18 protein-coding genes, 3 tRNA genes and 1 pseudogene are annotated in these 12,800 nt (G+C 68.6%); 13 read left to right on the forward strand and 9 right to left on the reverse strand.

What is annotated here, in order from left to right; translation table 11 throughout:
* Nucleotides 1-3 precede the first annotated feature (3 nt).
* Genes VHB92_RS05810 through VHB92_RS05825 form a run of 4 tightly spaced genes read left to right on the forward strand, consistent with a single transcriptional unit; the run spans nucleotide 4 to nucleotide 2,444 of the window.
* A complete protein-coding gene (locus VHB92_RS05810; protein WP_325452332.1) occupies nucleotides 4-591 on the forward strand; it encodes a SipW-dependent-type signal peptide-containing protein in 588 nt (195 codons plus the stop codon).
* A 20-nt stretch (nucleotides 592-611) separates the two neighbouring features.
* Nucleotides 612-1,181: a signal peptidase I gene (locus tag VHB92_RS05815; RefSeq protein WP_325452334.1), complete on the forward strand. Its 570-nt coding sequence runs from the start codon at nucleotides 612-614 to the stop codon at nucleotides 1,179-1,181.
* Nucleotides 1,178-1,852, forward strand: a complete 675-nt coding sequence (locus VHB92_RS05820) for a hypothetical protein (RefSeq protein ID WP_325452336.1) — start codon at nucleotides 1,178-1,180, stop codon at nucleotides 1,850-1,852. The genes VHB92_RS05815 and VHB92_RS05820 overlap by 4 nt, the downstream gene beginning before the upstream one ends.
* Entirely contained in the window at nucleotides 1,845-2,444 is a 600-nt protein-coding gene (locus VHB92_RS05825) for a hypothetical protein (protein WP_325452338.1), read from the forward strand. The genes VHB92_RS05820 and VHB92_RS05825 overlap by 8 nt, the downstream gene beginning before the upstream one ends.
* A 22-nt stretch (nucleotides 2,445-2,466) precedes the next feature.
* On the opposite strand, the gene VHB92_RS05830 is transcribed toward VHB92_RS05825, so the two are convergent.
* Nucleotides 2,467-3,348 (reverse strand): metal-dependent hydrolase, encoded by an 882-nt coding sequence (locus VHB92_RS05830; protein ID WP_325452340.1) that lies wholly within the window; start codon nucleotides 3,346-3,348, stop codon nucleotides 2,467-2,469.
* Nucleotides 3,349-3,414: 66 nt separating this feature from the next.
* On the reverse strand, nucleotides 3,415-3,903 hold the full coding sequence (locus tag VHB92_RS05835) for a YajQ family cyclic di-GMP-binding protein (RefSeq protein WP_325452342.1): 489 nt from the start codon (nucleotides 3,901-3,903) through the stop codon (nucleotides 3,415-3,417).
* Between the two features lie 176 nt (nucleotides 3,904-4,079).
* Between VHB92_RS05835 and VHB92_RS05840 the strand changes: the two genes are divergently transcribed.
* From VHB92_RS05840 to VHB92_RS05855, 4 genes are all read left to right on the forward strand, one after another.
* Complete coding sequence (locus VHB92_RS05840) at nucleotides 4,080-4,463, forward strand: hypothetical protein (protein ID WP_325452344.1); 384 nt, start codon at nucleotides 4,080-4,082, stop codon at nucleotides 4,461-4,463.
* Between the two features lie 307 nt (nucleotides 4,464-4,770).
* Nucleotides 4,771-4,852, forward strand: a tRNA-Tyr gene (locus tag VHB92_RS05845).
* 230 nt (nucleotides 4,853-5,082) lie between these two features.
* Nucleotides 5,083-5,472, forward strand: a complete 390-nt coding sequence (gene panD / locus VHB92_RS05850) for an aspartate 1-decarboxylase (protein WP_325452346.1) — start codon at nucleotides 5,083-5,085, stop codon at nucleotides 5,470-5,472.
* Between the two features lie 240 nt (nucleotides 5,473-5,712).
* On the forward strand, nucleotides 5,713-6,000 hold the full coding sequence (locus VHB92_RS05855; protein WP_325452348.1) for a DUF3467 domain-containing protein: 288 nt from the start codon (nucleotides 5,713-5,715) through the stop codon (nucleotides 5,998-6,000).
* A gap of 77 nt (nucleotides 6,001-6,077) precedes the next feature.
* Here the strand turns inward: VHB92_RS05855 and VHB92_RS05860 are convergent, their stop codons facing one another.
* Nucleotides 6,078-6,611 (reverse strand): MarR family winged helix-turn-helix transcriptional regulator, encoded by a 534-nt coding sequence (locus VHB92_RS05860; protein ID WP_325452351.1) that lies wholly within the window; start codon nucleotides 6,609-6,611, stop codon nucleotides 6,078-6,080.
* Between the two features lie 16 nt (nucleotides 6,612-6,627).
* Entirely contained in the window at nucleotides 6,628-6,891 is a 264-nt protein-coding gene (locus tag VHB92_RS05865; protein WP_325452352.1) for a hypothetical protein, read from the reverse strand.
* A gap of 173 nt (nucleotides 6,892-7,064) precedes the next feature.
* Here VHB92_RS05865 and VHB92_RS05870 point away from each other — a divergent pair, with 173 nt between their 5' ends.
* Nucleotides 7,065-7,403: a hypothetical protein gene (locus VHB92_RS05870; RefSeq protein WP_325452353.1), complete on the forward strand. Its 339-nt coding sequence runs from the start codon at nucleotides 7,065-7,067 to the stop codon at nucleotides 7,401-7,403.
* Between the two features lie 16 nt (nucleotides 7,404-7,419).
* Here VHB92_RS05870 and VHB92_RS05875 read toward each other — a convergent pair whose 3' ends face one another.
* Nucleotides 7,420-7,902 (reverse strand): DUF805 domain-containing protein, encoded by a 483-nt coding sequence (locus tag VHB92_RS05875; protein ID WP_325452355.1) that lies wholly within the window; start codon nucleotides 7,900-7,902, stop codon nucleotides 7,420-7,422.
* Nucleotides 7,903-7,946: 44 nt separating this feature from the next.
* Complete coding sequence (locus tag VHB92_RS05880; RefSeq protein WP_325452357.1) at nucleotides 7,947-8,225, reverse strand: hypothetical protein; 279 nt, start codon at nucleotides 8,223-8,225, stop codon at nucleotides 7,947-7,949.
* A 270-nt stretch (nucleotides 8,226-8,495) separates the two neighbouring features.
* On the opposite strand from VHB92_RS05880, the gene VHB92_RS05885 reads away from it, so the two are divergent.
* Complete coding sequence (locus VHB92_RS05885) at nucleotides 8,496-9,311, forward strand: inositol monophosphatase family protein (protein WP_325452359.1); 816 nt, start codon at nucleotides 8,496-8,498, stop codon at nucleotides 9,309-9,311.
* 102 nt (nucleotides 9,312-9,413) lie between these two features.
* Here VHB92_RS05885 and VHB92_RS05890 read toward each other — a convergent pair whose 3' ends face one another.
* Together VHB92_RS05890 and VHB92_RS05895 are read right to left on the reverse strand one after the other, a co-directional pair.
* Entirely contained in the window at nucleotides 9,414-11,195 is a 1,782-nt protein-coding gene (locus VHB92_RS05890) for a glycoside hydrolase family 13 protein (RefSeq protein WP_414653068.1), read from the reverse strand.
* 180 nt (nucleotides 11,196-11,375) lie between these two features.
* On the reverse strand, nucleotides 11,376-11,600 hold the full coding sequence (locus VHB92_RS05895; protein WP_325452363.1) for a hypothetical protein: 225 nt from the start codon (nucleotides 11,598-11,600) through the stop codon (nucleotides 11,376-11,378).
* Nucleotides 11,601-11,678: 78 nt separating this feature from the next.
* Here VHB92_RS05895 and VHB92_RS05900 point away from each other — a divergent pair, with 78 nt between their 5' ends.
* The 3 genes from VHB92_RS05900 to VHB92_RS05910 all read left to right on the forward strand — a co-directional run bounded on the left by VHB92_RS05900 (nucleotide 11,679) and on the right by VHB92_RS05910 (nucleotide 12,479).
* Nucleotides 11,679-12,245, forward strand: coding sequence for a MarR family transcriptional regulator (locus VHB92_RS05900; protein WP_325452365.1), 567 nt, complete (start codon nucleotides 11,679-11,681; stop codon nucleotides 12,243-12,245).
* Nucleotides 12,246-12,291: 46 nt separating this feature from the next.
* Nucleotides 12,292-12,366 (forward strand) — tRNA-Thr (locus tag VHB92_RS05905).
* A gap of 39 nt (nucleotides 12,367-12,405) precedes the next feature.
* Nucleotides 12,406-12,479 (forward strand) — tRNA-Met (locus VHB92_RS05910).
* Between the two features lie 55 nt (nucleotides 12,480-12,534).
* On the opposite strand, the pseudogene VHB92_RS16685 reads toward VHB92_RS05910, so the two are convergent.
* A pseudogene (locus VHB92_RS16685) lies at nucleotides 12,535-12,729 on the reverse strand (site-specific integrase); the annotation flags it as partial.
* Between the last annotated feature and the right edge of the window lie 71 nt (nucleotides 12,730-12,800).

A 12,800-nucleotide genomic window follows, 5' to 3' on the forward strand; every position in this document is an offset into this window, starting at 1 on the left:
CTGGTGCGAACCCTCCTCGCGGGAGGGCTCGTGCTGGGGGCGGGCGCGGCAGTGACGGTCGCCGCCTGGACCGCGCAGGACGATGCCGTGGGCGGCTTCGTCACGAGCCGGTTCAGCACCGAGTCGACCGTGAACGGCGGAACGAGCTGGTCGGACAACTCGACGACTCCCGCCACGCTGTCGCTCAGCGCGGGAGCGCTCATGCCGGGGGATGCGACGGCGGCCTCGTTCGGCATCCATGCCACGACGGGATCCGTGTCGGGAACGGAATCCCTGCAGACGCCGTCCGGCGTGGCGGGAGCCTTGGCACCCTCGCTTCAGTACCGCGTCTACCGGGCCTCGAGCAGCGCTTGCTCGGCGACGTCCGCGCCGGCGGCCGGTTCCGACTGGCTCGTCGGCGACGCGGTCGGCTGGGCCGCACTGTCGTCGACCGTGCCGGCCAACAGCACACCTCTGGCCGCCGGTGGCACTGGTGCGCCAGGCGCTCCTGCGTGGTTCTGCTTCCAGGTGCGCTTGAGCACGGATGCCCCCAACTCGGTGCAAGCGTCGGGCGCTCAGGCCACGTGGCGATTCCTGGGGACGAGTTCGTGACCATCCGGCGGAGCGCATCGGTGATCACCGAACCGTCGAGCGAGCGTTCTGGCACACGTGGCTGGTCTCGCGCGGTCTCGATCACCAGGTCCACCGTGCTCGACGTGGCCGCCGTGCTCGGCTCGTTGTGCATCGTGCTCGTCGTGCTGGCCGTGGTGTTCCACATCACGCTGATCATGTTCAAGACGGGCTCGATGGCGCCGGACATCCCCACGGGCTCCCTCGCGATCGTGCGGCAGATCCCGGCGGAAGACGCGAGGATCGGGCAGGTCGTCACGGTGGATCGGCCGGGGCTGCTGCCGGTCACGCACCGCATCGTCGGCACGCACGCCGGGCCAGCCGGCACGACTGTCCTCACGTTGAAGGGGGACGCCAACCCGACAGCGGATCCCGCACCCTACGCGGTGCGTTCGGTTCGGCTCGTGCTCGTGGCGATGCCGGGGCTGGCATACGTCATCGTGTGGCTGAGCAATCCCGTCGTCCTCGGTGTGCTCACGATCGCGGTCTCCTCCCTGATCGTGTGGGTGCTGTGGCCACGCGGCGACACCACGACGGGTGGCAGGCACGTGCGGGCAAGGGGCGCCGGATGACCAGGGGGAACCGGCGACCGGTCGTCGCGGCCGCTGTGCTGGCGGCTGCCGGTGCGGTGGCCGTCGTCGGCGCGGTGCTCCTCCCACCGGCCGGCGCGCTCGGCATGCCGTCGGCCGACGCCGGCGCGGCGCTTGTGCTCTCCGGCGACGCCGATGGAACGGTGCACGAGGTGCGACCCGACATGCCCGCGCTCTGGAACGTCGGCGTGACGGTGCACAGGATGCCCGTGCGAACGCTGGTGGGCGTCGTCACCTCCCAGGGCGGGTTCTTCTCGCACGGCACGGCGGTGAAGGCGCAGCTCGAAGTGCGCGGCTGCTCCAGTCCATGGCTCGGTGCCGAGTGCGCGAACGGCGAGCGGGTCATCCTCCCGAGCACCGCTGCCGAGATGCTTCCCGGAACGCCGGCAGCGCTGACCGATCCCGCACGTCCTGTGCCCGCCCGAACCTGGGTGCAGGCGAGGGTCGCCGTGACGTCCGATGCGCCGATCGACACCTCGGGAGAACTGCGCGTGCGCCTCACCGTGAACGCCGCGGGCGACGACGCGGCGAGTGGGACGGAGGCGCTGGCCGACACCGGGTCGGTGCCCCTGGCCGCCGCGCTGCTGGCGCTCGCCGCGGTGAGCGCGGGGTTCGCGGCAGCGGCGCTGGCGAGGGGTTGGCGTCGTGGCTGAGCGGCGCGGCATCCGGGGTGGCATGCGGCGTCGCATGGGGCGGGGGCCGCGCCATCGCATCCGGCGTCGGATCGGGAGGGGAGTGCTGGTCTGCGCGGCGGCGCTCGGCACGCTGGCGGCGCTCGTCGTGCATCCAGCCGAAACCGACGCGAGCTGGACAACGCAGCAGCAGAGCACGGCATCCGTGTCCTCCGGAACGGTGGCGCCGCCGGTCGTCAGCGGCTGCGCGGGCGCCGCTCTGAGCACGGCGGTGACCATCAAGTGGTCCCTGCCGTCGAGCGGTCAGTACACCACGGCCGACATCGCGTTCGGCGTCAGCAAGACGGGCCTCGGCACCGCAACGGAGGCGCTCGGCGCCACCACGTCTGCGACGACGGGTCCGGTCGGCGGCGTGTACACCACCACGCTGAGCAGCACGCTGCTCTCCGGGCTGCTCGGGAGCATCCTCGGTCAGACGATCTACATCTCGCTGTGGACCATGTACAAGCCGAGCACGGGCGTGACCAGCGCCTGGGTGTCGTCACCGGTGGGCTATAAGGTGACCTACCTGGCCGTGCTGGGCGCTCTCGGCGGATCGTGCAGCGCGCCCTGAGCGTGGGCGGCCCGCAGCGGCGTCAGCCGGCGGCGGAGCACCGCATCGTCAGCGTCGCCGTTCCCTGATCGTCGCCCAGCTCGAGGGCGACGGATGCGCTGCGCAGCGCGCCGAGCGATGAGACGTGCGTGCCGCCGCACGGGATGCGTGCGGTTCCCTCCGGCAGCTCGCACACCCAGTAGCGGGGATCGCCCAGGCCGTCCCCGTCGCGCTCGATGCGCACTGCGGCGTCCGTCGCGATCCACCGCGTGAGGGTCTCCCTCGCTTCTGCGGCGACGGCATCCAGCGCATCGCCCAGTCCGTCTGTGGCGAATCCTTTGCGTCGCAGCGACTTGTTCAGGCGGAAGACGTCGACGGATCCATCCGGCACGATGGTGGACGACTGGATGGCTTCGTGGTCGAAGTCCGCGCGGCCGAGCGCGTCCTCGCGTGCCGGCTTGCTCCAGCGGTCGGCCAGCGCCGCGTTCAGCGCCAGGGATGCCAGGTGGCACAGGGTGTGCCCGACCGAGAGCGCCTGCCGGTGCGTCGCATCCACGCTCACGATCACGTCGTCGCCGACCGCGATGCGGCTCGGTGCATCGAGCACGTGCGCGACCACGAAGGCCCAGCCTTCGGTGCCTCGGCGCACCGGGACGTCATCTCCGACGAACAGGTTCGTGCCGTCCGTGGCCCCGACCACCACATCCACCAGCGGCAGCTCGCGCCCGTCCGCCCTGATGGAGCCGAGATCGGGTCCCTGGTCGGGCCAGCCGCGGTCGACGGGATGCGCGGGCGTGCGATCCAGCAGCACGATCTCCTGTCCGTTCCCGTACGGCTGCAGATGCAGCACGACGGCTTCGGCGACGAGCGATTCGGCGCCGCCCGACGCGTACAGAACGGTGGTGTCGGTCGAGGGGAGGGGCATCCGGGCTCGTGCTCCGTGCTTCGTGCGCTCGTCTGTCGACGAGCGGGATGGACGTTCGGGCTGGGGTCAGCGGAAGTTCACGAACTGCAGGTCGACATCCAGGTCGGCCTTCTTGAGCAGCGCGATGGTGGCCTGGAGGTCGTCGCGGCTCTTGGATGAGACGCGCACCTCGTCGCCTTGGAGTTGACTCTTCACCGACTTCGGGGCCTCGTCGCGGATCAGCTTGTTGATCTTCTTGCCCGCCTCCTGGTCGATGCCCTGCTTGAGGGCGACCTCCAGGCGGAACTCCTTGCCGCTGGCATACGGCTCGCCGGCATCCAGGCTCTTCAGCGAGATGCCGCGCTTGATGAACTTCGACTCCAGTACGTCGAGAATGGCCTTCACGCGCTCTTCGCTGTTGGCCTTGAGCAGCACCTTCTCCCCGCTCCATTCGACCGACGCGCCCACGTTCTTGAAGTCGTAGCGCTGCTCGACCTCTTTGCGTGCCTGGTTGACCGCGTTGTCGGCCTCCATCTTGTCGACCTTGCTGACGACATCGAACGACGAATCTGCCATGAACTCGAGCTCCCTACTTCCTCGTCTCCAGCGAGTTTAGAGGCGATTGAGGGGAGAGCCGAGCGAGCTTGCTCGCGCGGCCGACCCGATTGAGCCTTTGAGCGCGGACACACGTGCTCTGCCGCTCCCGCCCGCGCCTCACGTCGCCAGGTGGCCGGCGCCCCTATGCTGTCCGCGTGAGCCAAGACTTCAGCGGCCTCGCCGCCACCGGATCCGACGTGACGCCCTGGCTGATCGTCGCGGCCATCGTGGTGCTGCTCGGCGTGGTCGCGCTCGTGGTGGCCGGTGTCCTGCGATCCCGACGCGCCGAGCGCCAGGTCGAAGACGCGGCCGAAGCTGTGGCAGGTGCAGGCGGTGTTCTGCCGACCCCTGACGCGAACGCGCCGGAGTCGGCGGAGACCGTCATCCAGGAGGCGTCAGAGCTGGGCGCGACGGATGCCGGCACAGCGGCGCCCGGAACACCCGCCGCGCCGCCCGCAGACGGCTCTCAGCCGCCGTCGACCGGCGGCGCGTCCGCCGGGGACGACGGGCCCACTCCCGGAGACGCCCCGAAGGCGTGATCGGCCGCCGGCACGCCTCGCACAGCGCACGCCGAAGAGTACGAGTCACCGCGGGGCGCGCTCTCGTGTCGCCGGCATCCGAAAATCGGGCTACTTCATGGACGCGCCGTGGCGACGTGCCGGCAGCCGGGGTGGCGTCGCAGATCTCCGATATTCAGAGCCGAGGACAGCCGGCGGCTCCGCCGCGGTGGGCGGGAGAAGCAGGGCTCTGCGCAGCCCGGTCGCCGATTTCACCGGATGCCTGAAGCATGGGTATCCTTGACTTCGCGCCTTCGGTCAGATGATCACATGTGGTCGGGAGCGCCAAGGCAGGTTACCCAAGCGGCCAAAGGGATCTGACTGTAAATCAGCCGGCATAGCCTTCGGGGGTTCGAATCCCTCACCTGCCACTCATGAATCGGGTCTCACCGGCGTGCCGGAGCGACCCGATTCGCGTATCCGGCGCTCTTCCCCGAGAGCAGGATGAGTGCTGCCGCGCGGAAGCTGCGTGCAGCGACAGGGTCGGATGACCGTTGCCGACGGGCGGCGCATGTTCCGCATCCCGGTGGGCACCTGGTCGGGAATCGCAGTGCTGCGGCCGGTGTTCTCTCAACCGTACGAATCCATCCGAAGGAGTCTCATGCGCGTCACCATGCTTCGCGCCAAGATCCACCGCGCGACCGTGACGAGGGCAGACCTCCACTACGTGGGATCGCTGACCGTGGACCGCGGGCTGCTCGAGGCATCCGGCATTCTCGTGGGGGAGCGGGTGAGCGTCGTCGACATCGACAACGGCGAGCGGTTCGAGACGTATGTCATCGAGGGCGAACCGGGATCGGGTGTGATCGGCGTGAACGGCGCCGCGGCCCGATTGGTGAGCGTGGGCGACCGCGTCATCATCATGGCGTACGGATCAGTGAAGCTCTCGAAGGCCCAGGAGTTGCGTCCGCGGGTGATCATGGTGGACGAGCAGAACCGCGTCCAGCACATGGGCGACGACCCCGCCTTCCCCACCACCTATCCGGCCTGACCCACCGCGGCCGGTGCGATCCCCAATCGGGCCGACCCCACCATCGGCCTGACGCCTACCGGCCCGATCTACCGCCGCACTGGTCTACCACCGGCGGGATCCACCACTTCTCCGGTCTGACCGATCACACCGCGAAGTTGCGGCGGCGGACGGTGCACAGCCGGTGATCGGATGCCGCCGATAGGCTCGCGTGGACAGCATGCGACGTGAGGGGGAAGCGTGGCCGAGGATCAGCCGAATGTGCCCACACAGATCAACTTCGACCTTCCGGCCGAGGTCGAAGCCGGGACCTTCGCCGACTTCGCGAGCATCTGGCACACCGACAACGTGTTCGTGCTCGACTTCGCGTCGCTGAGGGGACCCGCGACCGAGACCCACGACGAGCTCGGAGAGCCGCAGCGCTCGGTGAACGCGCGTGTCGTCACGCGTGTGCGCATCCCGCCCGAGCAGGTGTTCGAGTTGGCGAAGGCGCTGACCCGGGAACTCGAGATCTGGGAACAGCAGACGGGGAAACGCGCCACGTCCTAGGGGCCGACGCGCCAACGCGCAGCCTGCTGAGACGCTGCGTCCGAGGCCTCAGCATGCGACGTCTGTGTGTGCCCCGGTCAGGCGCTCGCCGCCTGCAAGGCGGCAGTGGAGTCGCTCACGAGAGTGTCGAGCCGTTCCACGATCCTGCTCACGACGGCGGTCGCAATGGCGACATCTTCGGGGTCGAGACCATTGATCACCTCCACGATCGCCGAGTGGTGATCGTGGTAGGCGCCGTCCACGAGATGCACAGCGGGCTCCGTCGGCACCAGGTAGTGCGCCCGGCGGTCGGTGGGATGATCGACGCGCTTGAGATAACCGCGCGTCACCAGCCGTTCGATCACGTTGGTCACGGTCGCACTGGACGTGTTCAGCATGACGATGACGTCCTTGGGGCTCATGTCGCGCCCGTCTCGCTTGGCCTGCACCAGGTAGCGCAGCGCGCTGAACTCCAGGTTCGACAGGCCGGTGGAATGGAGCGCTCTGTTGCCGAGCAGCATCTCCGCTCGCCGCAGCCTGAGCAGCGCTTCGGTCAGTGCCCTTCCCTCGGGAGTGTCCGGCTTCGCTGCGTAGAGATGTTCGCTTTCATGTCGTACGACGGTCTGGGGCACCGGTGTCCTCCGAGTCTCAACTGGGTTCCTTGCAGGGTTCGAGCGGTGCGAGCGAGGCTCGCGCCGCGGCCAACGTGCCGAAGGCGCCTGCATGGGATCCCGTCGCATCTCGCGCGACATAGTTCATGCCCTCCAACGTCACAGTCCCCAGGAAGTCGCCCTCTCGGGCGGCGACCCAGAACCCTGGTTCGGGCTCGGCCCACAGCGCGGTGCCCGCTGGCTGCGGGCCTTCCGCCGTCGCCCCCTCGAGGGCGAGTTCGTGATGTGCTGCGGGCGTCATGAGTCCTCCTGAAGAACATTACACACATTGTTCTTGTCTAAACCAGTCTGTTACACATATCGTGAGTAATACAACTACTGTACTGTTTGGATCTTGAGAGTCACGGAATCCGAATCAGTGATGATCCTGACCGCGAGGAACGGATCAGCCCACCACAACAAGGAGCAGCGAAGATGGCCACGTTCAACTACAACAACATGCTGCAGGCCGAGTTCGACGACCGGACTCTCGCGCATCTCGAGCGGGTGATCTTCGGAAAGCTGCGTCGCCGCGAGGCCTTCCACTTCGCCTGGACGACGCCGGACGGCGAGCGCAAGTCGGTGTGGCTCGACAGTGGGGTCGCGGTCTCGTTCGACTACGCCGTTCCGGTGCGCGACCTCAACCGCGCATGGCTCGAGCGCCTCATGGCTGCCGCGTCGAGCCCGGCCGGACTGGCCGTGCTTCCCGAGCCCGAGCCGGACAAGCAGGTGCCGGTGCCGGCATCCCGTCGCCGCAGCATGGTCGCCGCGTGACGAGAGCGGACACGGATCAGCCCCGGTCGAAGCGCTTGCCGTAGCCGCGCCTGGGCAGGATGCCGAAGATGACTGCGATGACCGGGCCGGCGAACGGGACCAGCGTGAGCAGGAACCACCAGCCGGCCAGGTTCGCGTCGTGGAGCCGCCTGACGAACACGGCGATCGTCGGGATCAGCGCCGCCAGCACGTAAGCGGCGAAGACGACGCCGATCACGATGCTCGCGGGTGTCGGACTGGCGGCCGACGGGCCCGCGACGGCGACGGCCATCTCCACGGCGATGCCTGCGACGAGGAACACCACCACGTTCAGGGCGTATGCCCACCAGAACTCGCTGCGGCTGGCCCTGCCGTGGAAGACGGCGTACTTGCCGAAGAACCGGGCCAGGGCCTCTTGCGGCGTCGCCCAGTAGATCGGGTCGTCGGATGGTCGCCCGGAGGCGGCGATCCTGGCAGCGTCAACGGCATCCTGTGCGTAGTCGTCGGCTCCGGTGCTCACGAGGACATGCTGACACACCTCGGTCTCGGCTAGTGAGTCCATGCTCAGTCGATGACCCGGATCAGCTCCCAGATGCCGGGGGCCGATAGCCGCACGTCGAACACGCGCGTGTCGCCGTCGTCGCTCGTGCCTTGGAACCGCCAGCCCTTCAAGGGCGACGGCGGATGCGTGATGGCGGGGCTCAGAGGCATGCCGGGCTCGGGGCCGAGCCGGGTAGGCGTGTCCGTGACCCGGTAGCGGTGACCGGCCCAGAACATCCGTCGCGGGATGCCGTCCTCATCGATCCACACCGTGACGATCTCGGTGGTATGAGTGATACTCATGGCGATCCTCCTGATGAAACATTAGAACAGAGATTCGATGGATCGACGATAAATGCGATGCGCGCGACACGCCAAACACCTCGATCACCGTCTCGACGACGGGTCGCCGTCGCCGGAGCGCTTAGACATCGCAGCCCCTAGTGCTTGGACGACGAAGCTTGGAGCGCTCAGACGGAAAAGCACGAGCGCTCGGACGGCGCGAAGCCAGGAGAACGTGGGCCGACCGGATGACGCGGCGAAAGCCCGCCCCACCCCCGTAGCATCGGAGGCATGTCCACAGCGATCGACGAACTCCGCGACCTTGCCCGATCGATCGCCTGGGAAGCCGGTGATCTGGTGCGCACCCGACGCGAGGAGGGCGTGGAGATAGCCGCCACCAAGACTGCGCCGGAAGACATCGTCACGGCCGCCGACCGGGAATCGGAAGACCTGATCCGTGGTCGTCTTGCGGATGCCAGGCCCGGCGACGGGTTCTTCGGCGAGGAGAGCGACGCCAGCGGGAGCAGCACCGGGCTGAACTGGATCGTCGACCCGATCGACGGAACCGTCAACTACCTCTACGGCATCCCTGCGTACGCGGTGTCCATCGCGGTCGTGGAGGGCGACCCTGACCCGAGCACGTGGCGTGCGCTCGCATCCGCCGTGGTCAACCCGGCCACCGGGGAGGTCTACACCGCCTCGACCGGTGGCGGTGCGTACCTCGGCTCGAAGCGGCTGCGGGTGGCGACCGGCAAGAAGCTGTCACTCGCGCTCGTCGGCACAGGGTTCTCCTACGATTCGCGCAGGCGGGGGCTGCAGGCCGAGGCCGTGAGCGGCCTCATTCCGCGGGTGCGTGACATCCGTCGCATCGGCGCGGCATCGCTCGACCTGTGCAACGTGGCGACGGGCAGGCTGGATGCCTACTACGAGAAGGGTCTCAAGCCCTGGGATCACGCGGGCGGCGCGCTCGTCGCTGCCGAGGCGGGCGCCACGGTCGCCGGCCTGCATGGTGTGCCCGCGAGCCGCGCGCTGACGATCGCCGCCGAGCCCGGGCTCTTCGCCCAGCTCGAGCCCGTGCTCGACGAGCTCGGCGTAGCCGACCGCTGACCCCACCGTGGGTTGAGTCTGTCGAAACCCGCGGGCGCGTGGCGGTCTCGTCCGGCGCAACCGGAGGTAGGGGCTGAGGTGCGGCTCAGCGCACAGCGGCGGTCAGCCGAGCAGCCAGACGGCGGTGTCCGTGGGCAGTTCGTCGCCGTCCAGCGGCTCGCTGGAGACGACCACCTCGCCGGCGGGCAGCGGGATCGGGGCCCCGCTGAGGTTCGCCACCACCGTCACCTCGCCATTGCGGAACGCCACGACCTCGTCGCCGTATCCGTCCAGCCATTCGAGGCTTCCGCCTCCGAGCCAGCGCGCCTCGCGCTCGGCGAGGAGCAGTTTGTACAGCGACAGCGTGGAGTCGGGGTCGACGCTCTCGACATCCCGGGCCAGCGTCGCCCATTCCGCGGGCTGCGGCAGCCAGCTCGCACCCGAGTCGTTGAAGCCGTAGGACGGGCCGGAGGATGTCCACGGGATGGGCACGCGGCATCCGTCGCGTCCGTAGCGTTCGCCGTGCGTGCGGAACCACGTGGGATCCTGCCTGGCGGAGTCCGGAAGGTCGATCACCTCGGGCAGGCCGAGCTCTTCGCCCTGATACAGGTAGGCCGAGCCGGGGAGCGCGAGCATGAGCGTCGTGGCCGCCCTGGCACGCCGCAGCCCGACGGCCTCATCGGGCCGGAACGGTGTGTTCGGTCCCAGTCCGTATCCCTGCGGGCTCTCCTCGGGGAGGCCGAAGCGGGTGGCGTGCCGGATGACGTCGTGGTTGGAGAGCACCCACGTGCTGGGTGCGCCGACGCCGCCGAATGCCGCGAGGGAATCGGCGATCACCTTGCGAAGGGCATCCGCGTTCCACGGAGTCTCGAGGTAGGAGAAGTTGAACGTCTGCTGCATCTCGTCGGGACGCACGTACCTGGCGAGCTTCGACGGCGGATCCACCCACGCCTCACCGCACAGCGCGCGGTCGCCGTCGTAGTCGGCGAGCACCTTGTGCCAGTCGCGGAAGATGGCGTGGCCGTCCTCCTGGCCCCAGAACGGAGCGCTGGGCGCCTCGTCGCTGATGTCTGGCTCGAGCGTGACGCTCGCGCCGCCCATCGAGCCCGCGTGCTCGGCGGGCGTGTAGTCGGGCAGGCCCTTCGCCTTCACCATGCCGTGGGCCACGTCGATGCGGAAGCCGTCGACTCCTCGATCCAGCCAGAACCGCAGGATGCCGCGGAACTGCTCCCACACCCACGGGTCCTCCCAGTTGAGGTCGGGCTGCGACTGGTCGAACAGGTGCAGATACCACTGGCCGGGCGTGCCGTCGGCGTTGGTGGTGCGCGTCCACGCCGGCCCGCCGAAGACGGACTCCCAGTTGTTCGGCGGCAGCTCCCCGTTCTCGCCCTTGCCGTCGCGGAACCAGTAGTGGTCGCGTGCCTCGCTGCCCTCGGCGGATGCGAGCGCCTCGCGGAACCATGCGTGATCCGACGACGTGTGGTTCGGCACCAGGTCGACGATCACCCGGAGGCCCAGGCGGTGCGCGGTCTCGAGCATCCGGTCGAAGTCCGCCAGCGTGCCGAACAGCGGGTCGACGTCGCAGTAGTCGGCCACGTCGTATCCGGCGTCGCGCTGCGGTGAGGTCATGAACGGGGAGAGCCAGACGGCATCCACCCCGAGCTCCTGCAGCACGGGCAGGTGCTCGGTGATGCCGCGCAGGTCGCCGATGCCATCACCGTTCGCGTCGGCGAACGACCGCGGATACACCTGGTAGATGACGGCGGTGCGCCACCACTCCCGGCCAGCGCTCGAAGTCGGTGCCTCCGCGACACGGGTCGAAGGTTTCGTGCTCACCGCTGTGTCTACCACTGATGCGTCCTCGATTCGATTCGTTTTCGGGCAGTGCACGTCATGCTCGCGCATGGGCAAGGAATTGGATGCCACTGTAAGGCACGCGTCCGAGATGCTCCTCCGTCTCGCGACCTCGGTGTGCGCAGACGCCGTTCCGCCTCGTGGCGGGAGCATCGCCGGGTCCCGCTGCGTCGCGCCCGGATGCGTCGCCCGCTTCGTGTGCTTGGTCGGGGTCGCCGGGGGCGTCGGAGGTCAGCCGGTCTGTTCGACGGGGCACACGAGGCGGCTCGCCGTGCGCTGGTCGGCCGAGCGCAGCACCGAATGGGCCGTCATCGGACGGCCGCAGAGCGGACACGGCGCATCCGCACGCCGCTGCTCGGGCGACTCGGGATGCCCGGCGCCCAGCTGCGCCGGACCCGTGAACGTGCGGACCACCCTGTTGAACTTCTCGTACCAGTTCCAGAACCCGCGAGCCACGATCTGCTGCCTTTCGCCCTAACCGTTAGGGTGCTAACTATTAGGGCGAGAGTAGCATGGCGGGCAGGAGGCGACAGGATGAGTTCAGGCACGCAGGCCCGCGGCAGAAGCGGCCTCGGCGAGAGCGCGGACGGTCCGCGGCAGGAGGACGCCGCCGCGGAGTCAGCGGACGGCACGTTCCGTGCGCCCGACGACCTGCTCAAGCTCGGGAACCAGGTGTGCTTCGCGCTCGCCGTGGCATCCCGAAGCGTCATCGCGCTGTACCGGCCGGTGCTGGAGCCGCTCGGCCTCACGCATCCTCAGTACCTCGTGATGCTCGCGCTGTGGGAGCAGAGCCCGCGAACCGTGGCGGCCATCGGACGAGAGCTCCAGCTCGAACCCGCGACGCTGTCGCCGCTGCTCAAGCGGCTGGAGGCATCCGGTCTCGTGCGGCGCGAGCGCGACCCGAAAGACGAGCGGATGCTGCGTGTCACCCTCACCGACAAGGGCCGCCGGTTGCGCCAGAAGGCGCTGGATGTGCCGCCGCAGATCATCGAGCGGCTCGGGCTCGAGCTGTCCGAGCTGGAAAGCCTGCGAGGTGCTCTACACCGCGTGATCTCGGCGGCCTCGGATGACCGGCGGGTGTCCGAGCCGGCAGCCGGATGATGATATCCTCGTACGGTTGTCGATCGGCCCTCGGGCGGTCGGTGTCGCCCCGATAGCTCAGTGGTAGAGCACTTCCATGGTAAGGAAGGGGTCGTCAGTTCAATCCTGACTCGGGGCTCCAGCTTGGTGTCACCGGCGGTTCGGTGGGCACGAAGACTGCGGCGGGATAGCTCAGGTGGTTAGAGCACACGGCTCATAATCGTGGTGTCGCGGGTTCGAGTCCCGCTCCCGCTACTCACCTAGGAAACACTGGGAACGGCGGCCATCGGATGGTCGCTGTTTCGTCGTTCTACGACGCGTTTGCCCACAATTTTCCCACATCTGTGTGGGCAGCGTGCTCATTGAGTGCGGCCGCAACGGAGTCAAGGTCATCGTCGAAGAGGTCGCTGTAGGTGTCGAGGGTCATGGCGGCCGACGCGTGACCGAGCATCCGCTGCACGGCCTTCACGTTGGCGCCGGCACTGATCGCGAGTGACCTCGCTGTTGCGCACCGAGGCGAGCGACCGGTCCGCCCACACGGGCGCGACGTGAAGCCGCCATGCAGATCGGTAGACG

The organism is Humibacter sp. (assembly GCF_035547335.1).
GTDB lineage: Bacteria > Actinomycetota > Actinomycetes > Actinomycetales > Microbacteriaceae > Humibacter.

Bases quoted from the DNA above. Each gene is read 5' to 3' on its own strand.
- VHB92_RS05820 (WP_325452336.1), top strand. From the start codon at position 1,178: ATGACCAGGGGGAACCGGCGACCGGTCGTCGCGGCCGCTGTGCTGGCG.
- VHB92_RS05830 (WP_325452340.1), bottom strand. From the start codon at position 3,348: ATGCCCCTCCCCTCGACCGACACCACCGTTCTGTACGCGTCGGGCGGC.
- VHB92_RS05835 (WP_325452342.1), bottom strand. From the start codon at position 3,903: ATGGCAGATTCGTCGTTCGATGTCGTCAGCAAGGTCGACAAGATGGAG.
- panD (WP_325452346.1), top strand. From the start codon at position 5,083: ATGCGCGTCACCATGCTTCGCGCCAAGATCCACCGCGCGACCGTGACG.
- VHB92_RS05865 (WP_325452352.1), bottom strand. From the start codon at position 6,891: ATGACGCCCGCAGCACATCACGAACTCGCCCTCGAGGGGGCGACGGCG.
- VHB92_RS05870 (WP_325452353.1), top strand. From the start codon at position 7,065: ATGGCCACGTTCAACTACAACAACATGCTGCAGGCCGAGTTCGACGAC.
- VHB92_RS05880 (WP_325452357.1), bottom strand. From the start codon at position 8,225: ATGAGTATCACTCATACCACCGAGATCGTCACGGTGTGGATCGATGAG.
- VHB92_RS05885 (WP_325452359.1), top strand. From the start codon at position 8,496: ATGTCCACAGCGATCGACGAACTCCGCGACCTTGCCCGATCGATCGCC.
- VHB92_RS05890 (WP_414653068.1), bottom strand. From the start codon at position 11,195: ATGCGCGAGCATGACGTGCACTGCCCGAAAACGAATCGAATCGAGGAC.
- VHB92_RS05900 (WP_325452365.1), top strand. From the start codon at position 11,679: ATGAGTTCAGGCACGCAGGCCCGCGGCAGAAGCGGCCTCGGCGAGAGC.